This is a genomic window from Lepagella muris, assembly GCF_004793975.1.
In the GTDB taxonomy this organism is placed as follows: Bacteria; Bacteroidota; Bacteroidia; order Bacteroidales; family Muribaculaceae; genus Lepagella; species Lepagella muris.
The window spans coordinates 1-22,027 of the sequence record NZ_SRYB01000024.1; the positions used below are offsets into that span (position 1 = coordinate 1).

At 49.1% G+C, this 22,027-nt stretch carries 14 protein-coding genes; 12 read left to right on the top strand and 2 right to left on the bottom strand.

The genetic code is table 11. The features are described 5' to 3' along the window. The first annotated feature begins 552 nt into the window (after positions 1-552). Together E5331_RS14170 and E5331_RS14175 are read left to right on the top strand one after the other, a co-directional pair. A complete protein-coding gene (locus E5331_RS14170) occupies positions 553-786 on the top strand; it encodes a prevent-host-death protein (protein ID WP_123482170.1) in 234 nt (77 codons plus the stop codon). Continuing rightward, entirely contained in the window at positions 776-1,114 is a 339-nt protein-coding gene (locus tag E5331_RS14175) for a hypothetical protein (protein ID WP_135985416.1), read from the top strand. The genes E5331_RS14170 and E5331_RS14175 overlap by 11 nt, the downstream gene beginning before the upstream one ends. 120 nt (positions 1,115-1,234) lie before the next feature. Here E5331_RS14175 and E5331_RS14180 read toward each other — a convergent pair whose 3' ends face one another. Both E5331_RS14180 and E5331_RS14185 read right to left on the bottom strand, forming a co-directional pair. Further along, a complete protein-coding gene (locus E5331_RS14180) occupies positions 1,235-3,814 on the bottom strand; it encodes a family 78 glycoside hydrolase catalytic domain (protein ID WP_135985418.1) in 2,580 nt (859 codons plus the stop codon). A 132-nt stretch (positions 3,815-3,946) separates the two neighbouring features. Beyond that, entirely contained in the window at positions 3,947-6,244 is a 2,298-nt protein-coding gene (locus tag E5331_RS14185) for a GH92 family glycosyl hydrolase (protein ID WP_135985481.1), read from the bottom strand. A 383-nt stretch (positions 6,245-6,627) separates the two neighbouring features. Between E5331_RS14185 and E5331_RS14190 the strand changes: the two genes are divergently transcribed. The 10 genes from E5331_RS14190 to E5331_RS14235 all read left to right on the top strand — a co-directional run bounded on the left by E5331_RS14190 (position 6,628) and on the right by E5331_RS14235 (position 21,352). After that, positions 6,628-8,451 (top strand): carboxypeptidase-like regulatory domain-containing protein, encoded by a 1,824-nt coding sequence (locus E5331_RS14190; RefSeq protein ID WP_135985420.1) that lies wholly within the window; start codon positions 6,628-6,630, stop codon positions 8,449-8,451. Positions 8,452-8,465: 14 nt separating this feature from the next. After that, complete coding sequence (locus E5331_RS14195) at positions 8,466-9,941, top strand: glycoside hydrolase family 76 protein (RefSeq protein ID WP_275441229.1); 1,476 nt, start codon at positions 8,466-8,468, stop codon at positions 9,939-9,941. Positions 9,942-9,966: 25 nt separating this feature from the next. Beyond that, positions 9,967-13,125, top strand: coding sequence for a SusC/RagA family TonB-linked outer membrane protein (locus tag E5331_RS14200; RefSeq protein WP_135985485.1), 3,159 nt, complete (start codon positions 9,967-9,969; stop codon positions 13,123-13,125). Between the two features lie 20 nt (positions 13,126-13,145). Next, the gene (locus E5331_RS14205; protein WP_135985422.1) at positions 13,146-15,206 is read left to right on the top strand and encodes a RagB/SusD family nutrient uptake outer membrane protein; all 2,061 of its coding nucleotides are present in this window, start codon (positions 13,146-13,148) and stop codon (positions 15,204-15,206) included. Positions 15,207-15,283: 77 nt separating this feature from the next. Then, positions 15,284-16,099 carry a DUF3823 domain-containing protein gene (locus tag E5331_RS14210; protein WP_135985424.1) on the top strand — a complete coding sequence of 272 codons (816 nt, stop codon included), beginning with the start codon at positions 15,284-15,286 and terminating at the stop codon, positions 16,097-16,099. Between the two features lie 175 nt (positions 16,100-16,274). Further along, a complete protein-coding gene (locus E5331_RS14215; protein ID WP_123482178.1) occupies positions 16,275-18,446 on the top strand; it encodes a GH92 family glycosyl hydrolase in 2,172 nt (723 codons plus the stop codon). Positions 18,447-18,515: 69 nt separating this feature from the next. Further along, positions 18,516-19,829 (top strand): glycoside hydrolase family 76 protein, encoded by a 1,314-nt coding sequence (locus tag E5331_RS14220; RefSeq protein WP_123482179.1) that lies wholly within the window; start codon positions 18,516-18,518, stop codon positions 19,827-19,829. Then, on the top strand, positions 19,826-20,476 hold the full coding sequence (locus tag E5331_RS14225) for a type I phosphomannose isomerase catalytic subunit (protein ID WP_135985426.1): 651 nt from the start codon (positions 19,826-19,828) through the stop codon (positions 20,474-20,476). The genes E5331_RS14220 and E5331_RS14225 overlap by 4 nt, the downstream gene beginning before the upstream one ends. A gap of 251 nt (positions 20,477-20,727) precedes the next feature. Continuing rightward, positions 20,728-21,027, top strand: coding sequence for a nucleotidyltransferase family protein (locus E5331_RS14230; protein ID WP_123482181.1), 300 nt, complete (start codon positions 20,728-20,730; stop codon positions 21,025-21,027). Next, positions 21,020-21,352, top strand: a complete 333-nt coding sequence (locus E5331_RS14235) for a HepT-like ribonuclease domain-containing protein (RefSeq protein WP_123482182.1) — start codon at positions 21,020-21,022, stop codon at positions 21,350-21,352. The genes E5331_RS14230 and E5331_RS14235 overlap by 8 nt, the downstream gene beginning before the upstream one ends. The last annotated feature ends 675 nt before the right edge of the window (positions 21,353-22,027 follow it).

Genomic DNA, 22,027 nt, shown 5'->3' on the forward strand with positions numbered 1-22,027 from the left:
CACGAATCTTTTCATTATACAAAATTTAATGATCATAAACCATAAACATTAAACCTTAAACCATTTAAGTTTCGCATCTATGTATTGGGTTATTGCTACATGTAGCTTACCGATGTGGAGCAGGAGCATAACGGGGTGTATTATTACTACCGTATTCCGGAGTTCGGCATAAATCGGATAAATAAGATATTCAGCAATAGTCCGAAGGATTGAACACAACAAATCGATTATAATTGCAATTACACTTTCAGTAGTGGTTCACTACGGAAATCGGGGGAGATCGTGATGACCTTCCCCGATTTTTTTATCGTATGATTTATCGTATCATTTCCGTGATACGAAATCAAGAGGTTTGAAGTTCCTTTTATAATACCGCAATCATCAGTTATCATAGGCTGTGGTAATCCAATACTTTTGCATTCTTTAAATATTGTGGTCAATCCACGAGCCAAATGTGTATGTTAAAAAAATGAAATGGTATTTGAAAAAAATAGCTGTGGTTGTGTTTAAAATGGAATATAGTTGTTATCTTTGTGTCTAAAACAATAAGTTATGCAAGTAGTATCAGCAAGAGAGTTTCGAAGTAACCAAGGTCGTTTTTTGACTGCGGCACGGGAGGGTCAATCTGTGTTGTTGACATCTCGATATGGTAATTTTAAAATAGTTCCGGTGACTGAAGAAGATTCATTGACGGATCGTATTTGTCGCGGACTGGAGCAGGTTAAGTTGATGGAGACAGGTAAGATGCCATGTAAAACTATTGAAGAGTTTTTAGATGAACTTTGAGATATATCCTACGGAAGATTTTCAGAAGTCTTTCAAAAAACTTACAAAACGTCATCGGTCATTGGTGGCAGACATGAAGGAGTTTGTGAAATCTTTGAAAAAAGATCCATATCAAGGTACTGAGTTAAGTCAAGGTATACGTAAGATTCGTATGGCTATTACATCAAAGGGACGAGGAAAATCCGGTGGTGCGCGAATTATCACATATACAGTTCAATTTGATGAATTTGGCGGAAAAGTTTTCTTATTGGATATTTATGACAAAGGAGATTTCTCAACTATTGATGAGTCTGTTATAAAAGCTAAGATAAGGGACTTGGAGCTATAAAACGAAACAATCGCACGCAAAAGGAGTAGCACTAAGAAAAGAAAGAAATTATATTTTTTTAATTATTTGAAAATTAATGAATTTCTTTTATTTCTTTCTTTTCTTAGAGCAATATTGAAATCAGAATTGTTTCGTCACGGAGTGGTTGCCCGGTCCATATTCCTTGGATGAGGTCTCTCCGGGGAGGGTCACTTCTGCCACGGCACCTTTGGGGACGGTGAAATTCCATATCCATTTGTCGCCGTCGTATCTCCACTGACTCTTGATCTTGCCGGCTGCGGAATCATATTCTGCCTTGACGAATCCGAGACGCTTGTCGGGGATCGGCTTCATGATGATTTTCTTGAAACCGGGGTTTGCCACATCGGTAGAGATCCCCGCCATTGTCTCCCACATCCATTCAGCCACACATCCGTAGGCATAATGGTTGAAGCTGTTCATGCCTTGTGGTCCCATGCCTTGGTCAACCATATAGCTGTTCCAGCGTTCCCAGATAGTGGTCGCGCCATTGTCGATGGAGTAGAGCCAGCTTGGGTTCTTACGTTGGAAAAGAAGTTCGTAGGCAATATCAGCCATACCGTTCTCCGTCAGAGTCTGCATAAGGATAGAGGTGCCGAGGAATCCGGTCTGAAGACAATTATCATGCTCTGCGAAGTTCTTTCTTAACCGGCTGATCATATCCTCCTTCGCCTTGCCGTCAACCAGCTTGTTTTTCAGAGCGAAAAGGGCGGGAGTCTGCATGGTGTTGAGGATATCGGTCTTGAACTTGCCGTCGGGAGTCAGGAATTTACCCTGAATGTAGGCTCTTGCCTCCTTCGCCATATCGGCGTATCGGCGGCTGTCTCTGCCTGTGGCGGCTGCCATGTCGCGCATCATCTCCGCATCCATCAGCCAATAGCAAGCGCTCAGATAATTCCAATAGTCGTAAGTCTCAGGGAGTATCCCGTCGGGACCGTTCATCCTTCCGCTGCAACTTTCAAGCGGCTCATAGCTAAGCCAGTCAGCCCATTGATAGTTGCCGTTTTCCCCGCGCAGGGCGTAATGGTCAAACTTTGTCTCATTGAGATGATTGAGATATTTCTCCATCGCGCTCCAGTTCTCATCGATGATGGAGGTGTCGTCAAACTGTTTCCATACCACCCAAGGCACAATAACCCCGGCGTCAGACCATCCGAGTCGCGTCATCTCGTTGCCATACTGAGCCAAGGGAGCCACGCCGGGGAATCCACCCAGCTCGTGCTGGCTATCGCGCATGTCACGCATCCATTTATGGAAGAAGCGGCGAGTGTCGGCAAAATATGTGCCGGTTTCGGAGAAAACCTGAGTGTCGGCAGTCCAGCCAAGACGCTCGTTGCGCTGCGGGCAGTCGGTCGGCACAGAGAGATAGTTTGAGCGTTGTCCCCACAATGTGTTGGAGATTAACTTATTCACCATGTCATTGCCGGTAGTGATGGTGCCGGTCTCAAGATTCTCGGCTATTGAACTTACCGGAATAGACTTTACCGACTTGATTTTCACTTCATCGTCGGCAGTGACGGAGATGAAGCGGTAGCCGTAGAAGGTGCATTCCGGATGATACGTGGCATATCCTTTTGTGTCGGCAAATGTGTAGTCGAGAAGCATACCGGTGTCAGGCACACGGAGATTCAGGCGGTGGCAGCTGCCTTCCGGACCATCCATGCCTCGGCTTTTCGAGCCGTTGCCATCGTTCAGAAGTTCGGCTGGGCGACAGTTGAGTTTTGTGCCACCTTTGGCGCGGAACTCAAATTCCGGCACTGCGGCACAGTTCTGACCAAAGTCAATCACGAGTGTCTCGCCGGGTTGCAGCGTTATCTCCTCACCTTTGCGGAACTCCTTGGATATTACAACCTTGCCGAAAGCATCATCGCTTTGTCCGGTGACACCTTTCCAGATATATGCACGCTCCGGGGTGAGAGCCAAGTCGTTGCGCAGATATATTTCCGCACCGTTAGAGGGGAATATAGTGCCTTTGAATTCGGTGTTTTTCTCCGGAGTGCCCAACTTGCCGATAGTCTCAAACCCTTGTAGCTCACGGGCATCATATTCTTCACCATCGAAGATTGCGGCATGTTTGACGGGTCCGGCTATACCGGCTTTCCAATCGGACACGTTTGTACCGAAACATTCCGTCGTGCCGTCGGTGTAGGTCAGTTCAAGCACGCCACGGAATGCCACTTTCTTGCCGATCATACCTTCAGTTCCCCACGGGGTGATGATCTTATCCGCCCACCATCCAGGAGTCACCTGTACGGAAAGGATGTTTTCCGCGCCTGCCTTGCGTTGGATTGCATCTGTCACGTCGTATGTGAATGACAGTTTTGTCTTGCCATGATGGGTGAAACCGGGTTTCAATACCTCCTGACCGATTATATTGCCGTTGACGTAGAGCGTGTAGACACCGAGTCCTGCAGTCATCCAGCGGGCAGACTTTACTTTCTTGCCGTTGGTCACGGTAGCGGCAAACCATGCGGCACCGTCGGCGGCGCGTCCGTCGGGGTCAGTGACTACGTGCGTCACTATGGGCGCGTCTTTTGCGGAAATCCATTCCGATTTGTTCCAAAGTGAATCGGCGAGAGGATCGGTCAGAGTGCCGCTTCGTTTATCTTTTGAGGAGGCTCCGTAGACTGTCGGGGTCAACAGGATGGAAGCCGCCAAGATGTATGCGAGATTCTTTTTCATAAATAGTTAAGATAAAGTCCGGCAAACCTCTTCGGTGGGGGTTGCCGGACTTTATCATAGGTTATAGGTTGTTATGGTTAAATCTGATAGATATTGTTCAATCCGGTATATGCTATTCAATAATGAGAGCTATCATTTCTCCTTGGAGAAAGAGTAGGGTGCAGCTTCCGGAGATGTGCCACGCTTGGTGTTGGGTTCAGAAGCCATGTCATATTTGAATGATGCGCCATTGATCAGCTCATCGTGAGTGACGTAGTTGCGGTCAAGATCCTTACCGTTGAGTTTCAGATTATTGACGTAGCGGTTGTCGCGGTTGTTTGACGGGGCATCGATCTCAATTGTCTTACCGTTCTCAAGTTTGAGCTTCATATTCTTGAAGAGGGGAGTGCCGAGAGCATATTCGCCGCTGCCGGGGCATACGGGATAGAAACCGAGAGCGGAGAATACGTACCATGCGGAAGTCTGACCGTTGTCCTCATCGCCGCAATATCCGTCGGGAGCAGGAGTATAGAAGCGATCCATTACCTCACGCACCCATTTCTGAGCCTTCCAAGGCTCGCCGCTGTAGTCATAGAGATAAATCATGTGCTGGATGGGCTGGTTGCCGTGGGCGTAGTTACCCATGTTCATGATCTGCATCTCACGGATCTCGTGAATGACTGCGTTGTAGTAGCTTTCGTCGAAGATCGGCGGAACGGAGAATACGGAGTCAAGCATATTGTTGAATTCCTTATTCCCGCCCATGAGGTCGATAAGACCCTGTGGGTCATGGAATACTGACCATGTATAGTGCCAGGAGTTACCCTCGGTGAATGCATCGCCCCATTTGAGCGGATTGAACGGAGATTGGAACTGACCGTCCTTGTTCTTTCCACGCATCAGCTTATGGGTCGGGTCGAAGAGATTCTTATAGTTCATAGCCTTTTTCTTGAAGGGTGCGAGCTCTTCATCCGATTTGCCGAGGCTCTTGCCGAGCTGGTAGATACACCAGTCGTCGTAGGCATATTCGAGTGTGCGGGCTGCATTCTCACGGATATCAACATCGTAAGGCACGTAGCCGAGAGAGTCGTAATATTCATGCCCGAGACGTCCTGTTGATGATACAGTCGGATGCACGTTGGCGGCACCGTTCACGACAGCTTCCCAGAGAGTGTTGATGTCATTCTCAGATACTTTCACGCCTTTCAGCCATGCGTCAGCCACTACAGAAGCGGAATTGTTGCCGACCATGCATCCACGGTGTCCCGGGCTTGCCCATTCGGGGAGGAACCCGCTTTCACGATATGCATTTGCCAAACCCTCCTGCATCTTCTCGTTCATTGAGGGGTAGGCGAGGTTAAGAAGGGGGAAGAGACAACGGAATGTATCCCAGAAACCTGTGTCGGTAAACATATAGCCGGGGAGAATCTCGCCATTGTAGGGGCTATAGTGTACGGGCTTGCCGTCAGCACCGATCTCATAGAAACTTCTGGGGAATAGCACAGAGCGATAGAGGCAAGAATAGAATGTGCGCAGACGGTCGATGTCGTTGTCGTTGACCTCAAATACACCCAGCACGTCGTTCCAGCGGTCGCGTCCATCCTTCTTGATACGATCGAAGTCGCCGTCGCCGAGTTCCTTCAGATTGACAGATGCCTGTTCGGGGCTGATGAAAGAGGAAGCCACCTTAGCGTTGACCACCTGACCCTTCTTTGTCTTGAAGCCAACGATGGCACCTGCATGGTTGCCCTCTACAGCATCACGGTCGGTCTTGATCTCACCGTTGTCGAGCACGGTTGCGGTGTAGGTGATAGGGGTGTCAAACTGTATCTCGAAGTAGTTGCGGAAATTCTCGGGAACGCCGCCGCTGTTTTTGGTGGTGTAGCCCACAACTTTATTTTCCGCAGGGATCACTTTCACGTAAGACCCGTTGTCCATCGCGTCGATGACGAGATAGCTGTCGTTCTCAGGGAATGTGAAACGCATTGCTGCGGCACGTTCGGTCGGTGTCACTTCAGCCACCACATCATGGTCGGCAAGATACACCTTATAATAATAAGGAGTGGCGGTCTCCGCCTTGTGGGAGAACCATGATGCACGTTGCTCCTCGTCGAATACGGGAGTGCCGGTCACAGGCATGATTGAGAACTGACCGTAGTCGTTGATCCACGGGCTTGGCTGGTGGGTCTGCTTGATGCCGCGGATCTTGTCGGCGTCATACGTGTATGCCCATCCGTCGCCCATGCGTCCTGTCTGGGGTGTCCAGAAGTTCATGCCCCAGGGTAGTGCAGTGGCGGGGTAGGTATTGCCGGTCGATAGGGAATGTTTCGACTGGGTGCCCACGAGAGTGCTTACGTAATCTACCGGGTCGGGCGCGGCAGATGAGGATGCCTGGGTGGATGTGCATCCTGCCAGAGCGATGACAGAGCCTAAGGCTGCTGTGAGATTCATGATGTGAGATGTTGTACGCATCGTTTTTTTGTATTTTTTTTGTTGTTGTGCAACTTGCTTGTAATTACGGTGTAAAATTACGGAAATCAATCTGTATGCAAGTGTTCAATCGTGCCAAATCTGTATACAGTGCGCCATGCATACGGATTTGGCAGAGATGGATTACATTTTGCGTGAAAATAAGCGTTTACTTTGCAGCGTAAAAAATATATGACGACAAGGTTAGTGTTAGGTAAATTATTAGGTTGAATTATTAAGGTTTTGAAAATGGCAGGGAGACTTGCAGAGGCGGTCTCCCAAAAAAATCAAAAGGTAAGAAAGATTGTTTTTTATGGTTCACACTAAAACTGACATTATATAGCTAACAAACTAATATAGTAATCATGAAAATTAAAAGATTTTTCAAAAAGATTGGACTCGCTGTCATGGCAGGTTTGATGATTGCAGGGGTGCAGTCATGCTCCGACAGCGATTCAGACGGAGGAGCCGTTGGTAACGGCACTGTTTCCGGTATCGTGACAGACGAACAGGAGAATCCTATCGATGGGGTTAAGGTAAGTCTGCATGCTACCGGTGCGTCTGTCACTACCAATTCCGCAGGTGAGTATTCTCTTCCGAACGTCCCGATGACATCGGGTATCATTGTATATGAAAAGGAGGGTTACGAGACTGCAGCCGTGACCGTGACTTCAAAGAGATTTACGGATGACAAGGCAAACGTCAACGTTTCTCTTGTATATGCAAATGCGGTTATCTCCGGTACGGTTTATGACGGCAATTCTGATGGACAGCCTCTTGCGGGCGTGACTGTAAAAGTTAGTGATTTCCAGAAAACAGAGACCGATGCCCAGGGTCATTTCGAACTCCGCAACCTGATCCTTCAGGATTATACTGTGACTTTCCTGAAAGATGGTTATCCTGACGTGACCAAGAATGTGGCAGCAGATGCGTTTGTCGACGGTGTATATTCACTCGAAGTGACAATGGGTAGCGTTCAGTTGCTCCGTGGTCTCACCAAGTTCAACCTTATGGAGGCTCCGAAATGGTATTATAATGAGTATCGCGGTGGTCGTAATGCCGAGGCTTATCCCCACTGGGACTGGGCTTGCAACTATATGTGTACGCTCGAATTTGTCGGTGAATGGGAGGAGCAGAATGAGGGCACAACTCTCCGCATCCGCAACTCTGCCGAAGACCAGCGCAACAATCCGGTCGACATGGAGATGTTTGACTCATTCGTATATGGCAGCAAGCTGATCACAGCTGACAACTGCCTCATGACTCTTGAAAGCCGCACACACAGTGCAGATGCCGAGAATCCCGCATATTTCGGTATTCAGGTGATCGACCTTGCAGAGTCTGACCCGAAGGCTAAGCTGATCGGAGGCGTGCGCACACTTGCTGATGAGAACTATCATCAGATTGAGGCTGACCTCAGCGAATATATCGGCAAGGAGGTGATCATCGCAGTCGGCACATTCCGTCAGCAGGCGGGCGACTACTGGAAACAGTTTGTGATCCGTCGTATCGCATTCACTCCGCAGTCTATCGGCACACTCTGGGGCTGGCTCCCCGGTACGGAGATTCCGGGTCTTGAGGGTTGGAAGCTCACTATGGAGATGGTTCGTTCCACAATGCCTAACCAGACAAGCTCATTCACCGGCATCAGCCCGATCAGCGGCAACCGTGATAATTACTTCGATGCCTATCGTGCATGGCGCGACGTTCATCACGTGGCTTGCGACTGGAGCTTCATGCCGTTGACAAAAGACCCCGAGGTGTTCCCGGGAGAGGGTTATCTCATCAAGACACGCGGTGGCGATGATGTCAACACAAAGGTGCCCGAGTCATATTTCTATTCTAAATTCTCGATTGCTCCAGGTCACAATAAGTTCACTCTGAATACACGCACATTCAGCTCAACAAACGCAACCTTCTTCAAGATCACGGCTATCACCAACGACGGCACAGTGACTCATCTTGATCCGGTGGAGAACACCGCCCAGTTTGCTGAGGCTGCTGCCGACGGTTGCTGGAAGTTTACTCATGAATCTGGCGATGCCGGTAATCCTGCCGGATATTGCAAGTTTGTCTACGATCTTTCCCAGTTCGACGGTCAGGACGTGACAATCGCAATCGCAATCTTCAAGGGTGAGGCTAACGGCGATGAGAACAAGCTTCTCTTCTACTCAGTCAAGATAGACTAATAATAAAGTCAGGAATGATGAAGAAAAGAATATTCATCAATGCTCTATATGGCACCATGGCGGCTGTTGCCGCCATGGGAGCCACATCCTGTGGCAGCGACGACAAGAATGAGCCGTCGGGTGGAGACAATGGGAAGGATCCGGTAGAGACAACCGATAAGTCTCTTGTCAATGCTGAACGCGCAATCGAGATTATCGATGCCGCCGTTGAGAATTATTTCGAGGGCGCAGGCATGTCAATGGCACGTCTATATAATCCTTACAACAATAAGAGGTCGGACGAACTCGGAAGTGTATGGATGTATACCTCCTCAATAGAGGCTGTTAATTCAGTGTTGAAGGCTATGAAGGAGCAGAAGGCTGCCGGGAAATCGGCTCTCTATGATGCTCATTTCACACGCTACACTCAGCTTCTCTCCGATCTCGTGGATAATCTGGAGTTTTATGCCGGCACTTACACCCTGACATCTTACACCGGCACCACCACCTGGACAGTCTACGGAGTGAACCGTGGAAGCGGAAAGGGTGCGGCTGATGTGACAGGCGTGCTGAACGTGTATGATGATCAGATGTGGATCGTGCGTGAGTTGCTTGAGGCTTACGAGGTGACAGGGGAGAAGAGGTATCTTGATAAGGCTGAATACCTGACGGCATACGTGCTCGACGGTTGGGACTGCACTCTTGATGAGAATGGTCGTCAGCATGGCGGCATCACTTGGGGTCCGGGCTACGTCACGAAGCATTCCTGCTCCAATGGTCCAATCGTGGCTCCCCTTGTGAAACTCGCCGACATATATAAAGGTAAGAGCGACGATATCACTTACGGCGTGATCCTTGAAGGGAAGAAACGTGGTAAGGAGACAAAGGCTAAGGCTGACTACTATCTTGAGATGGCTGCCGCAGTATATGATTACCAGATGACGCATCTCTATGATCCGAAGACGGGGCTTTTCAGCGACATGATGGGTGGCGACGACAATGGCGGAAAGGTCAGATATGAGACAGTGCGTGGCGTGGAATATCGTGCCTACGTGCATCTGCGCGACCGTGTGGGCACAATCTTCTCCTACAACACCGGCACTATGATCTCCGGCGCGGCGGCTCTCTATAAGGCTACCTCCGATGCAAAATATCTGACTGAGATGAAGTCTCTTTGCGACAAGAGTTTCCCTTATTTCGCAAAGCCAGCTACAGGGAAGGACGGCTGCTATACGTTTGACATAACCGGATTCAACAACTGGTTTAACAACGTGCTTGAAAGAAGCTATGTCGATGCTGCTGCGGCTTATCCGGAAGCGGGCGTATATGCGGAGGCTTTCCAGGCAAATCTTGACTATGCATATTCAAACTATCTCTACAACCACATGCTTCCTACCAATCTTCTGGTGGGATGGAATATGGAAAGGAGCAAGAATAACGTGGAGGGGATGTTCACGTTCTCATTCGCGGCAGAATATGCCTCTCTTGCAGAATATCAATTAACAAAATAACTAACTAACAACAAACATGACATCTATGAAGACTCCCGGCAGTCTGGCGCGTTTTTTCGTCTGTATGGCGATAGCGTTTATGGCGGCCCTCTATCCGGCAGGCTCACTGGCTCAAAGCACGGTGACCGTCACCGGTACAGTGACAGATGAACAGAACGAACCGCTTATCGGTGCTACCGTAATGATGAAGGGATCATCAGTCGGTACGTCAACGGATATAGATGGTGCGTATTCTCTTCAGGTTCCATCAAATGCAGTCCTGGTATTCTCATACGTGGGCTACAATTCCATTGAGGAGAAACTGAATGGAAGAAAAGTGATCAACGTATCCATGAGTGCAGATGCCCAGCTTATGGATGAGGTGGTTGTCGTGGGTTACGGCACACAGCGCCGAGGCTCAGTGACGGGTGCCGTGGCAAGCGTGAAGGGTGATGAGATGCTCCAGACCAAGAGCGAGAACCCTCAGAACATGCTCACAGGTCGTGTCCCCGGTCTCCGCGTATGGCAGAAGAGCTCCGAACCCGGTACGTACAGCAACAACATGGACGTGCGTGGTCTTGGTGCGCCGCTCGTGGTGATTGACGGTGTGCCCCGCACAGTTGAGGATTTCCAGCGTCTTAATGCCACCGACATCCAGGATATCTCAGTATTGAAGGATGCATCGGCTGCCATCTACGGTGTGCGTGCGGCAAACGGTGTGCTTCTCGTGACTACGAAGGGTGGCAACGCAGGTAAGGTCAACGTCACCTACAGCGGCTCCTATACTATCCAGAAGCCTAACAAGATGCCGAAGCTGGCAAGCGCGTATGACGCGATGACTATCTACAATGAGCAGAAATGGAACAACATCAACGGTGGTTCAATCGGTTTCTCCGCTGAGGATTTCGAGGCTCTCGCCAACGGCACTCGTCGCACTTCTGACTGGAACGACCTCGTGTTCTCCAACACTTCTCCCCAGACTCAGCATGACGTCAGCATCTCCGGTGGCAACGAGCGTAACCAGTATTACGTGAGCTTCGGCTATTTCTATCAGGAGGGTCTCTTCAAGAGCGGCGACCTTAACTATGACAAATACAACGTGCGTGCCAACATCACGTCGGAGATCGTTAAGGGTCTTAAGTTCTATGCCAACCTTGCAGGTATGGCAGACTCCCGCAACACTCCCTACAACTCTTCAGTAGACATTATCCGTAACTACTGGAAGCAGGGTGTACTCTTCCCGGCTTACGCCGATCCGGAGCAGACTATGCTCAACTATGAGGGTCTTGACCTCGAACAGAATACTGTGGCTATGATGACAGCCGACGTAAGCGGTCATCGCAAGTATCGTCAGAAGACTTTCGAGTCGTCAGCTTATCTTAACTTTGACTTCGGCGCATATATCGCTCCGCTCAAAGGTCTTGAGGCAAAGGCTCTCATCAGCTACGACTATCGTGCGGACGACAATGAGATCTACCGTAAGGAATACTATCAGTATGCCTACGATCCGATGACTGACTCCTACAATAAGAAGATCTACAACAGCAGCTCTCCGAGCAACCTCCGTCGTGAATACTACAACAAGCAGCAGGTGCTCTACCAGTTCCTCCTCAACTACAACCGTGAGTTTAACGAGCTTCACAACGTCAGCGCGACTGTAGGTTGGGAGGGTCAGCGTCGCAACGGCGACAACTTCTATGCAGTGCGTGACCTTGCATTCTCCAATCCTTACCTTCTCGTGGGTGTTACTGAGGGTCAGATCGGTGCGATGAACGGCGGCGACCTCTATGAGTATACCAACAACGCTCTTATCGGACGAGTTAACTATTCATTTGCCGACCGCTACCTTATCGAGGGTCAGTTCCGTTATGACGGTTCTTCAAAATTTGCCAAGGGTCATCAGTGGGGCTTCTTCCCCTCTGTGTCTGCCGGCTGGAGAATCTCTGAGGAATCATTCGTGCGCGACACGGAAGCCCTTGATTTCATCAACAACCTCAAGGTGCGTGCAAGCTACGGTGTGCTTGGTGACGACAGCGGCGTGAACTATGACTGGACGATGGGTTACAACTATCCCGCAGGCAACCCTGCTGACAACGGTAACTACAACGGTTATTCTCCGGGTTACGTATTCAACGGACAATATATCTCCGCAGCGTCTCCCATGGCACTCCCCAACGTGGCAATCTCATGGTATAAATCAAAGACATTCGACGTAGGTGTGGATTTCGATATGCGTAACGGTCTCTTCGGATTCTCATTCGACTATTTCCACCGCAAGCGTACAGGTCTCTACGAGCGCAACAATGGCGCGTTGCCGACAGTGGTAGGTGCGACAGCTCCACGCGAAAACATCAACAGCGACTCCCATCAGGGTATGGAGCTTGAACTCCGCCATTCCAACAAGGTAGGGGAAGTCACCTACAATCTTCGCGGTATGGTTACCATCACCCGTAACAAGTATCTCTATGCAGCCAACAAGGGACCGTGGGCTAACTCCTACGACCGTTGGAAGAACGATAACCTCAACAACCGTTATCAGGGTGTGCAGTTCGGCTACACAGGCGCAGGACGTTACCAGAACTGGTATGATATCTGGAACTATGCCGGATATCAGGAGAAGGATATCCTCCCCGGCGACTATAAATATGAGGACTGGAACGGCGACGGTGAGATCAGCGATCTTGACTCGCATCCTTTCGCATTCGACCAGACTCCCTGGATGAACTACTCACTTAACGTAGGCGTCAACTGGCGCGACTTCGATTTCTCAATGCTCTGGCAGGGTTCTGCTCTCGGCTCAATGGAATATAAGGAACCTCTTTATTCAATCTGGGGCGACATGGGCGGCGGTATCCTCGAGCAGTACACCGACCGCTGGCATCCGGTGAACCCGACTGCAGATCCATACGATCCCGCAACTGAATGGGTATCCGGCTACTATGCCTACACAGGTCGCTATCCTCGCGGCAACTCTTCATTCAACCGCGTAAGCACTGACTATCTGCGTCTGAAGAGCATCGAGCTTGGCTACACTCTGCCGAAGAAAATCACTCGCCAGACAAGTCTCCGTCTCTATTTCAACGCCTACAACCTGCTTACGTTTACAAAGGTGAAATTCGTTGACCCGGAGCATCCCGATGATGATCTCGGACGTATGTACCCGCTTAACAAGACCTTCACATTCGGTCTTACTTTCTCTTACTAACCAAAAAAGAAACATCAGAAATGAAAAAGATAATTCTATCAGCTATTTTGGGTGCGACCCTTCTGACATCCTGTCAGAATATGGACATCCCTCCCAAAAATATAGTCACCTCCGACGACCTTCTTTCCAGTGAGTCGGGTATGGACATATACATGGCGCGCATGTATTCCATCATGCCGTTTGAGGATTTCAAATATCTCCCTGAGAGAGGTATCAGTAACTTCAACGGCTGGCTTGCCGGTTTCGGTTTCGAGGGTATCGGCGAGAATGTGAACCGCGACGGTTATTGCCGTTCGTTCACGGGAGAGGGCGACGTATATTGGGGCAAGGCTTTCGAGCTTCTCCGCGACGCCAACTTCCTTATCGAGAATCTTCCCAACTATCGCGGCACTTACCCGGAGATCACTTATAATGACTATCTCGGTGAGGCATACTTCGTGAGAGCTTACGTATTCTATGCTCTTGCAAAGCGTTTCGGTGGTATCCCTTTGGTGACAAGAGTGATCAACTATCCTGCCGAGACGGATCTGCTTGAGGTGCCCCGTGCAAGCGAGGAGGAGACCTGGGACCAGATATGTGCCGACTTTGACAAGGCTATCGAGCTGATGATGCCCAAGAGTCCGAAGAGAGGTTATGCCAACAAGTATGTGGCTCTCGCAGTGAAATCTCAGGCAATGCTCTATGCCGGTTCTGTGGCTAAGTATAATGAGACAGTGCCCGGACGTCTGACAGGTCTCGGTCAGAAGACCGGTGTACGCGTGATCGGTTTCGACGCCGCTACAGCTGCCGAGGCTTCCAAACGTTATTTCACGGAGGCTTATAAGGCTGCCAACGAGGTGATACAGAATGGCGGCTACAGCCTTTATAAGAAGAAATGGGCTGAGGGAGACCGCGAGGCTATCCGTCAGAACATGATCGATATGATTTCTGACACAGATAGTCCGGAGAATATTTGGATCCGCGAATATCTCTATCCGACCACTACCCACTCATTCGATGCCTACAACGCGCCTTACGTGTTCCGTTCGCCGTTGAGCTCCGCAATGTGTCCGACTGCCGACTTCGTTGAGCTTTTCGAAGGCTTCGACCGTTATCCCGACGGTTCGCTCAAGGTGACTACCGGCAATTCCAACAGTGAGGGTACATATATAATGTATGACAACATCGGCGATTTCTATAAGAATGCCGAGCCGCGTCTGCTCTCTTATCTGATTATCCCCGGCGACCAGTTCAAGGGTCAGAAGATGGAGATCTATGCAGGTGTCTACACCGGCACAACTCCTGTAAGACCTCTCCTGAATGATTATTCTTATCAGGGTCAGGCTCAGAACTACCAGAATCTCGATATCGCCAAGGGCGACAATCCGACTCTCTATATGACTCCTGACCCCAACAATCATAAGATTGTGAAACTTCCCGACGGAAGCGAGATGAAGGCATCAGGCGCGAACGGTCCGTTCTACAACTTCGCCGAGTCAGCAATGACGGGTCTTCTTGCAAGAAAATGGCTGAAGGATGATCCTTCGTTCACCGCTCGTGAGGGCAACAGCGACCAGCACTATATCCTCGTGCGCTATGCAGAGGTGCTTCTCAACGCTGCTGAGGCTGCCGTGGAGCTTTCGCTCGCCGGAGTGGCATCTCCCGATGGATCCGACATGCTTGGCGTGGCTACCGACGTGATCAACGACATACGTAGCCGTGCGGGAGCAACTCTGCTCTCCGGCAAACTCACCGGCAGCATCGAGAGCCGCAATGAGGTCAGAAAAGAGCGTCGTAAGGAGATCGCAATGGAGACAAATATCAAGTGGGACCTCCGTCGCTGGCGTGTGCAGGATTATGACAACCGCGACGGTTTCTGGGGTGAGACACGCGACAAGGATAAGTTCAGCTCCAACTCTCACTATCGTTTCCGTGGCATCTATCCTTTCTACTCCGCACAGGATAAGAAATGGTTCTACGACGTGCGTTTCGAATGCATCTCCCATAAGGAGTTTGATTACAACACGATCGACTACTATTTCAGCATACCCGGTGGGGAAGTTGTCAAGAGTCCTGTAATAGACCAGCAGCCAAACCGTTAATAAAACAAAGCATGAGGCTCCGGTGAGCCGGAAGCCACTGGAGCCATACATACTAACAATACTAATAAAGACATATCATGAAATTATTTAAGATATCCGGCATGTTTGCCGCCCTCCTTATGCTCTCCTCTTGCAGCATGTTTGAGATTGATAACTACGACGCACCGGAAGAGACTATCCGTGGCGAAGTCGTGGATGTGAAGACCGGTAATCCGGTGCTGACCGACCAGGGCAGCGAGGGTATCCGTGTGCGCCTGACAGAGTTGAGCTGGGGACCGAACGTGGAGCATAACCCCGATTTCTATTGCCGTCCGGATGGCACTTTCCAGAATACCAAGATATTCAAGGGTAACTACAACATACGCATCGACGGTCCGTTTATCCCTCTTGTAAGAGAGACTGCTGACGGAGTGCCTCTCGCTGACGAGACCATCACTACAGACATAAAGGGAGTGACAAACGTCAAGTTTGAGGTTGAGCCGTTCCTTAATGTGCGCATCGTGGGTGATCCCACCGTCAGCAATGGCGTTATCAAGGCTAAGGTAGTAGTGGAGAGAGGCGTGAGTGAGCAGGATTTCCGCGACAAGATTCAGCCGATGGGCAACTGGAATGATTCATTCCTGAATATGACCGACATTCAGTTCTTCGTGAGCTACTCTAATTCGGTCGGTTATCGTGCGCGCGACGACCGCTGGTCAAGCGCAATCAACTATACCGGTTCTGAATTTAACGACAAGTTCGGCACTCCGATCACCATCACTTCCAATGGTCAGATACCATCAGGTCGTAAGGTGTGGGTGCGTGCTGCTGCCCGTATAAACTTTGATACTCCTGTAGGTAGCGGCACACGTCGCTGGAACTACAGCGAGCCTATCGAAGTGATGATTCCATAATCCCCTAACCCCATGCAGGGGAGCCGTCCGGCATTGTCCGGCTTGGCTCCCCGGCTCCCTAAAGGGGAAGTCTTAATCACTATCAACTATAACCCATAAACTATCAACCATAAACTATAAACTATAAACTATAAACTATACCCCATACCCCCTCACCCATAAAAATCTCAACCCTATGAAAAAGATTAGCAGCTTATTGGCTTGTGGATCCCTTCTGGCTCTCAGAGCGGTAGGATGTACGGCAACAGATAAAACTTCCCTGACAAGGGAGGTTGATCCAAAAATCGGCAGTGGTGGTCATGGTCACGTGTTTGTCGGTGCGAATGTCCCGTTCGGTCTTGTACAGGTGGGTCCGACAAGTGTGACAGAGGGCTGGGACTGGTGTTCCGGCTACCATGACAGCGACTCTACCGTAATAGGTTTTTCACATACTCATCTCTCAGGCACAGGTTGCGGAGATTTGCTTGACGTCACAGTGATGCCGGTGGTAGGGGATGATCTTATATATGCGCGTGGAAATACAGATTCTATCGGTTCCGGTCTGTGGTCGTATGCCGACCGTTCGCGTGAGGTGGTGCGTCCCGGCTACTATGCCGTGCCGCTGACCCGCTATGGAATCGAGACAGAGATGACCGCAACGCCGAGAGTAGGTTTTCATAGATACAGATTCCCGGAAGGGAAGGCTCCGGCAGTGGTGGTTGACTTGCGCGATGGCGGCAACTGGGATTCCGCCGAAGATATTCATATAGAGAAACAGGGAGATTCGCGTCTTACCGGCTGGCGTCATTCCAAAGGATGGGCAAATAATCAGAAACTTTTCTTTGTCATTGATTTCTCCCGCCCGTTTGCATCCCTTGAGAAGAAGGGTGAGGATGGTCTGTTTGCACGCGTGGATTTTGAGGAGAAGGGTGATGAGCCTTTGATGATGAAGGTGGCAATCTCGCCGGTGTCGGTAGAGGGAGCCGTAGCCAACATGGAGAAAGAACTTCCGGGATGGGATTTCGATAAGACCGTGGCGGATGCCGACCGTCTTTGGGATGATGAACTCGGCAAGGTGAGAATCAAGGGTGGCACTCCTGATGAGAGGAAGATATTCTACACATCCTTATATCACACGATGATTGCACCATCGGAATTTTCCGATGTCAACGGTGATTATCGTGGTGCTGACGGGGAGGTGAAACATAATCCCGGTTTCAATTGCTACACCACTTACTCACTCTGGGATACCTATCGCGCCGCGATGCCGCTCCTTAGCATAATCCAGCCGCAGCGTTATGCCGACATGATTAACACGATGACCGCTATCTGCGATGAGCAGGGTCGTCTGCCGGTGTGGCATCTGTGGGGATGTGAGACCGACTGCATGGTGGGCAATCCCGGCATACCGGTGGTGGCTGACGCTATCGTGAAGGATATCCCCGGGGTGGATAAGGAGCGTGCGTATAAGGCATTGCTGAAGACCGGCATGGATACAATCCGTGGAAACGGGCTTCGTCAGAAGTATGGCTATATCCCGTTTGATCTGTTCGGGAATGAGTCTGTGGCTTACGATATGGAGTATGCGCTTGCCGATTGGGCAATCGCACAGGCTGCGGAGGCTATGGGCGACTCTATTAATAAGGAGTATTTTGAAAACCGCAGTCATTCCTACCGCAATTATTTCGACGCGTCCACCGGCTTCATGAGAGGCAAGGACAGCAAGGGGAATTGGCGCGATCCGTTCAATGAGTTCAACACGTCGCATCGTGTAAATGACTATTGCGAGGGTAACGCCTGGCAATACACTTGGCTCGTGCCTCATGACGTGGAGGGTCTGCGCGACTGCTTCGGCTCAAAGGAGAGGATGATTTCGCGTCTTGACTCGCTGTTTACCGTATCGTCGGAGCTTCAGGGCACCGACATATCTCCCGACGTGTCGGGTTTCATCGGTCAGTATGCTCACGGCAATGAGCCGGGACACCACACTGCTTATCTCTACACGATGCTCGGGTATCCGGAGAAGACTGCCGACCTCGTGAGGGAGATCTGTTCCACCATGTACACCACGGAAGTAGACGGGTTGTCAGGAAATGAGGACGTGGGTCAGATGTCGGCATGGTACATACTCTCTGCAATCGGCATGTATGAGGTGGAGCCGGGTAGCGGACGCTACTGGTTTGGCACTCCTCTGTTTGAGGAAGTGGAGATCGACGTGCCGGGTGGTGTGTTCCGTGTGAAGGCTGACGGAATGTCTGCCGACAGGAAGTACGTGAAGGGCATCCGTCTCAACGGCGAGGAATATAAGCTCCCGTATATCAACTATTCCGATATAATGAAGGGTGGCGAGATAGTGTTTGAATTTTGAGTGTCGCTCAAAATACGATGTGACAGGTAACAAGTAATATGTAACATACGCGCTTCGCGCGTTTAGCTTATGAGATTTAAGACAATAACAGCATTTTCGGCGTCTCTCCTGATGATGGCGTCTTGCGGCGCATCGCATAAGGCTACTGTGGCAAATGATGCGTTTGCGGTATATGATTCTTTTAATACGGTATTTCTGGATTCCGCGAAGTATATCTATAAGAATACCACCAAGGATGAGGCTGCTGTCGACCGTTGGAACGGCGCGGCTGCAATATGGTGCCAGCCAATGTATGCCGATATGGCTATGAATGCCATGCTTCTCGCCCGCAAGAATGGCGACAAGGAGAATGAGGCGAAGTATCGCGACCTGAGTAATAAGATAATCGACGGTAATATCGCGCATTATCTGAATTTTGATTTCGATAATAACGACACCAACAAGGGTTGGTTCATATATGACGATATACAGTGGTGGACCATCACAATGGCTCGTGCGGCGCAGGTGCTCGGAAGAGAGGATTGCCGAGAGTTGGCGGAGAAGAGCTTCGCGCGCGTATGGTATGGCTCGCCACGTGTGGGCGACACCGGTTCGTATGCCGATCCGGCTAAGGGGCTCGGCGGAGGCATGTTCTGGCAGTGGCAACCGCTGGAGAAGCCGAATGCCAATGCTGCCGACCATGGCAAGATGTCGTGCATCAACTTCCCGACGGTAGTGGCTGCCATGCTCCTTTATGACGTGGCTCCCGAGAATCGTGCGGCTGACCCGAATCCGGAGAAATGGACCAACAACTATGGCGATTTCGTGCGCCCACATTATGAGACGAAGGGGCGTTATCTCGAGATGGCGAAGGAGATCTACGACTGGGCTTCCGAAAATCTCGGCGATATGCAGACCGGTATGATTTCCGATAGCAGCCATGGCGGGCACCGTGGTGGTCATCCGCTTATATATAATCAGGGCACATTCATCGGTGCGGGTGCGCTTCTCTATCTCGCCACCGGCGACAAACGCTATCTTGATAATGCTAAGGCGGGTGCAGACTATTCCATCAACGTGATGTCGGCGGAGAATGGTGTGCTTCCGTGGGCACGCAACCATAAGAACCCCTACGATCAGGGTAGCCTTGAACAGGGTGTGTATCCTGCAATCTGGGCGCAGTATATGGATATCCTTATCAATGATTGCGGTCAGGATCAGTATCGTGAGTTTATTGCCGACAACGTGCGTCAGGGCGTGTCAAACCGTAATGGTGCGGGTATATGCGACGGCGAGATGGATAAGAAGACTCCCGATGATGTGCTCGTGGGTAGCTATGCCGCCTCCTCACTGCCGTCGTTGATGCTATTGTTTCCGGAATATAATAAAGAGGAGAAAAAATGAGACAGCCGATTAAGTTCCTTCCGTACTTCAAGAGTACCGCATGGGGCGGACGTCGAATATCTGTTTTTAAGAATCTGTCGGTCAATTGCTCCGACATAGGGGAGAGCTGGGAGCTTTCCGCAATATCGGGATGCGAAAGCATCGTGGCGAATGGCGACGATTCGGGTATGACGTTGCCCGACCTATGCATAAAATATAGGGAGAGACTTCTCGGTGAGAACGTCTATCAGCGTTTCGGCACCGAGTTCCCGCTGCTCGTGAAGTTTATCGACGCTAAGACAGATACGTCGATGCAGGTGAATATCTCCATGCAAGGCGATCGGGATAAGGAGACGATAGGCTATGCTTATTATCCCGAAGGGGATGCTGCCGCTCATGAAGGAGAAGAGAGCGGAACCACGGCATTGGCGCAATGTGAGTATTTCAAAGTGAACAAAGAGGATATAGAGGGGAGCCGCACCTTAAGTAATGCTGAAGATTCGTTTATGGGTATAGTCTGCATAGACGGCGACGGCAAATTGAAGGTAGACGGCGTATCTACATCTGTCAGACAGGGGGAGACACTCCTGCTTCCGGCTCACGTCGACGAGTTTGACGTGGAAGGGGTGCTCTCCCTACTGACAGTGGTCATTCCGGCTTTGGGATAGCCCATCCGGTCCCTGCCCCCCGGTCCCCTAAAGGGGGAGTTGAAGAGTCGACATATATGTGTTGGCTGGAGTTGGGTGCCCGAACCCATGGGTTCGGCGTGCCGTATAAGCCAAATTCCCCGGTATCTTTTCATAAGATACCGGGGAATCTCTTTTTATTGAGAGAGAATCATACAACATTATTATTACAGTCAACGTTAACTAAATAAAAACTGCTGAAAACTTACATTTTAAGCAGAGAAGGGAATAAGATGAATATCATATCAGAGAATATCCACAAACTGAATAACCTGTGTAAAAAACATAAGGTAAAGTCATTATATGCCATAGGATCTGTATTGACATCTCGTTTTCGTGATGATAGTGATATAGATTTGGTTGTAAATTTCAACGATTCAGAGGTAGAGGATTCGTTTGTAAATTTCTTTGACTTTCAAGATGCACTTGAAACCCTCTTTGCCCGTAAAGTAGATTTGGTAGATTATTCCGCCATAAACAGCAATATTTTCCTAAGTGAAGTTAATCGAACTCGCCAATTGATTTATGGATAGAACTCAAAAATACTTGGAAGATATGCTCAGTTCAATTACCAATATTGAGCTATTTCTTTCTACACGTCCTCGAGAATATGAAAAATTTCTTGAAGATAGATGTTTCCGGAGTGCCGTGCAGTGGGAAATTGCCATTATTGGTGAAGCAATGAATAAGTTGCTTAAATTAAATCCTGATGTGGAAATTACGGATAAAAAACGGATTGTAGCTACACGTAATTATTTGATACATGGTTATGATAGTTTACGACCGGATATTATTTGGAGTATTGTCATAAATCATTTGCCAATTCTAAAGAAAGAAATTCAAGATTTGCTTAATTGAATAACTCCCAATTTTGAAGATGTGTAGATTAGCAAATATAAATATTGGGATAAAGAAACTTGATTTTAGTGCGAAAGGTAGAATGTCGGCTCTTCTTAGTGACGGTAGAGAAATAAGTGTGCCGATTTCTATGTTCCCTGATATAAAGAAACTTTCAATTAAGCAGAGAGGAGAGTGGATGGTGCTTGATGACCAATTTTTCACTTTTAAGAATCTGAGTAGAATTTTCTCTATTCAGGATCTGATGAGGTTGAAATAGAGACAACTGAAAAATAACCATATTCCCCGGTATCTTTTCGCAAGATATTGGGGAATATTTTTTATAAATAGGAACTGAAAAATGTTTGCCATTTTTGCCCGTCTCTAATTTAGAGTGGGACTTCTGCTTGCAAAATTAATAAACAAGCATGAATTATACAAATTCAGAACGATTAAAATTTCCTTTTTTTTATAAATTTATGATATGGCTACAATAATGTAATAGAGTTATAATGTATTATTAATTAGCTATTTGTATAATATTTCTATTTTTGTGTCATTATTACTTCATTGATTTTTTAACGGTAATCTCAATTAAATATCAGAATAACGTTGTCGTATTGATTGTGTTGACCAACATGGTGTATTTTGTTGACCATTTTGCCCCATTTGTTTGCCATTTTTAGATTCCCGAAA

Bases quoted from the DNA above. Each gene is read 5' to 3' on its own strand.
- E5331_RS14170 (WP_123482170.1), top strand. From the start codon at position 553: ATGCAAGTAGTATCAGCAAGAGAGTTTCGAAGTAACCAAGGTCGTTTT.
- E5331_RS14175 (WP_135985416.1), top strand. From the start codon at position 776: ATGAACTTTGAGATATATCCTACGGAAGATTTTCAGAAGTCTTTCAAA.
- E5331_RS14180 (WP_135985418.1), bottom strand. From the start codon at position 3,814: ATGAAAAAGAATCTCGCATACATCTTGGCGGCTTCCATCCTGTTGACC.
- E5331_RS14185 (WP_135985481.1), bottom strand. From the start codon at position 6,244: ATGAATCTCACAGCAGCCTTAGGCTCTGTCATCGCTCTGGCAGGATGC.
- E5331_RS14190 (WP_135985420.1), top strand. From the start codon at position 6,628: ATGAAAATTAAAAGATTTTTCAAAAAGATTGGACTCGCTGTCATGGCA.
- E5331_RS14195 (WP_275441229.1), top strand. From the start codon at position 8,466: ATGATGAAGAAAAGAATATTCATCAATGCTCTATATGGCACCATGGCG.
- E5331_RS14200 (WP_135985485.1), top strand. From the start codon at position 9,967: ATGAAGACTCCCGGCAGTCTGGCGCGTTTTTTCGTCTGTATGGCGATA.
- E5331_RS14205 (WP_135985422.1), top strand. From the start codon at position 13,146: ATGAAAAAGATAATTCTATCAGCTATTTTGGGTGCGACCCTTCTGACA.
- E5331_RS14210 (WP_135985424.1), top strand. From the start codon at position 15,284: ATGAAATTATTTAAGATATCCGGCATGTTTGCCGCCCTCCTTATGCTC.
- E5331_RS14215 (WP_123482178.1), top strand. From the start codon at position 16,275: ATGAAAAAGATTAGCAGCTTATTGGCTTGTGGATCCCTTCTGGCTCTC.
- E5331_RS14220 (WP_123482179.1), top strand. From the start codon at position 18,516: ATGAGATTTAAGACAATAACAGCATTTTCGGCGTCTCTCCTGATGATG.
- E5331_RS14225 (WP_135985426.1), top strand. From the start codon at position 19,826: ATGAGACAGCCGATTAAGTTCCTTCCGTACTTCAAGAGTACCGCATGG.
- E5331_RS14230 (WP_123482181.1), top strand. From the start codon at position 20,728: ATGAATATCATATCAGAGAATATCCACAAACTGAATAACCTGTGTAAA.
- E5331_RS14235 (WP_123482182.1), top strand. From the start codon at position 21,020: ATGGATAGAACTCAAAAATACTTGGAAGATATGCTCAGTTCAATTACC.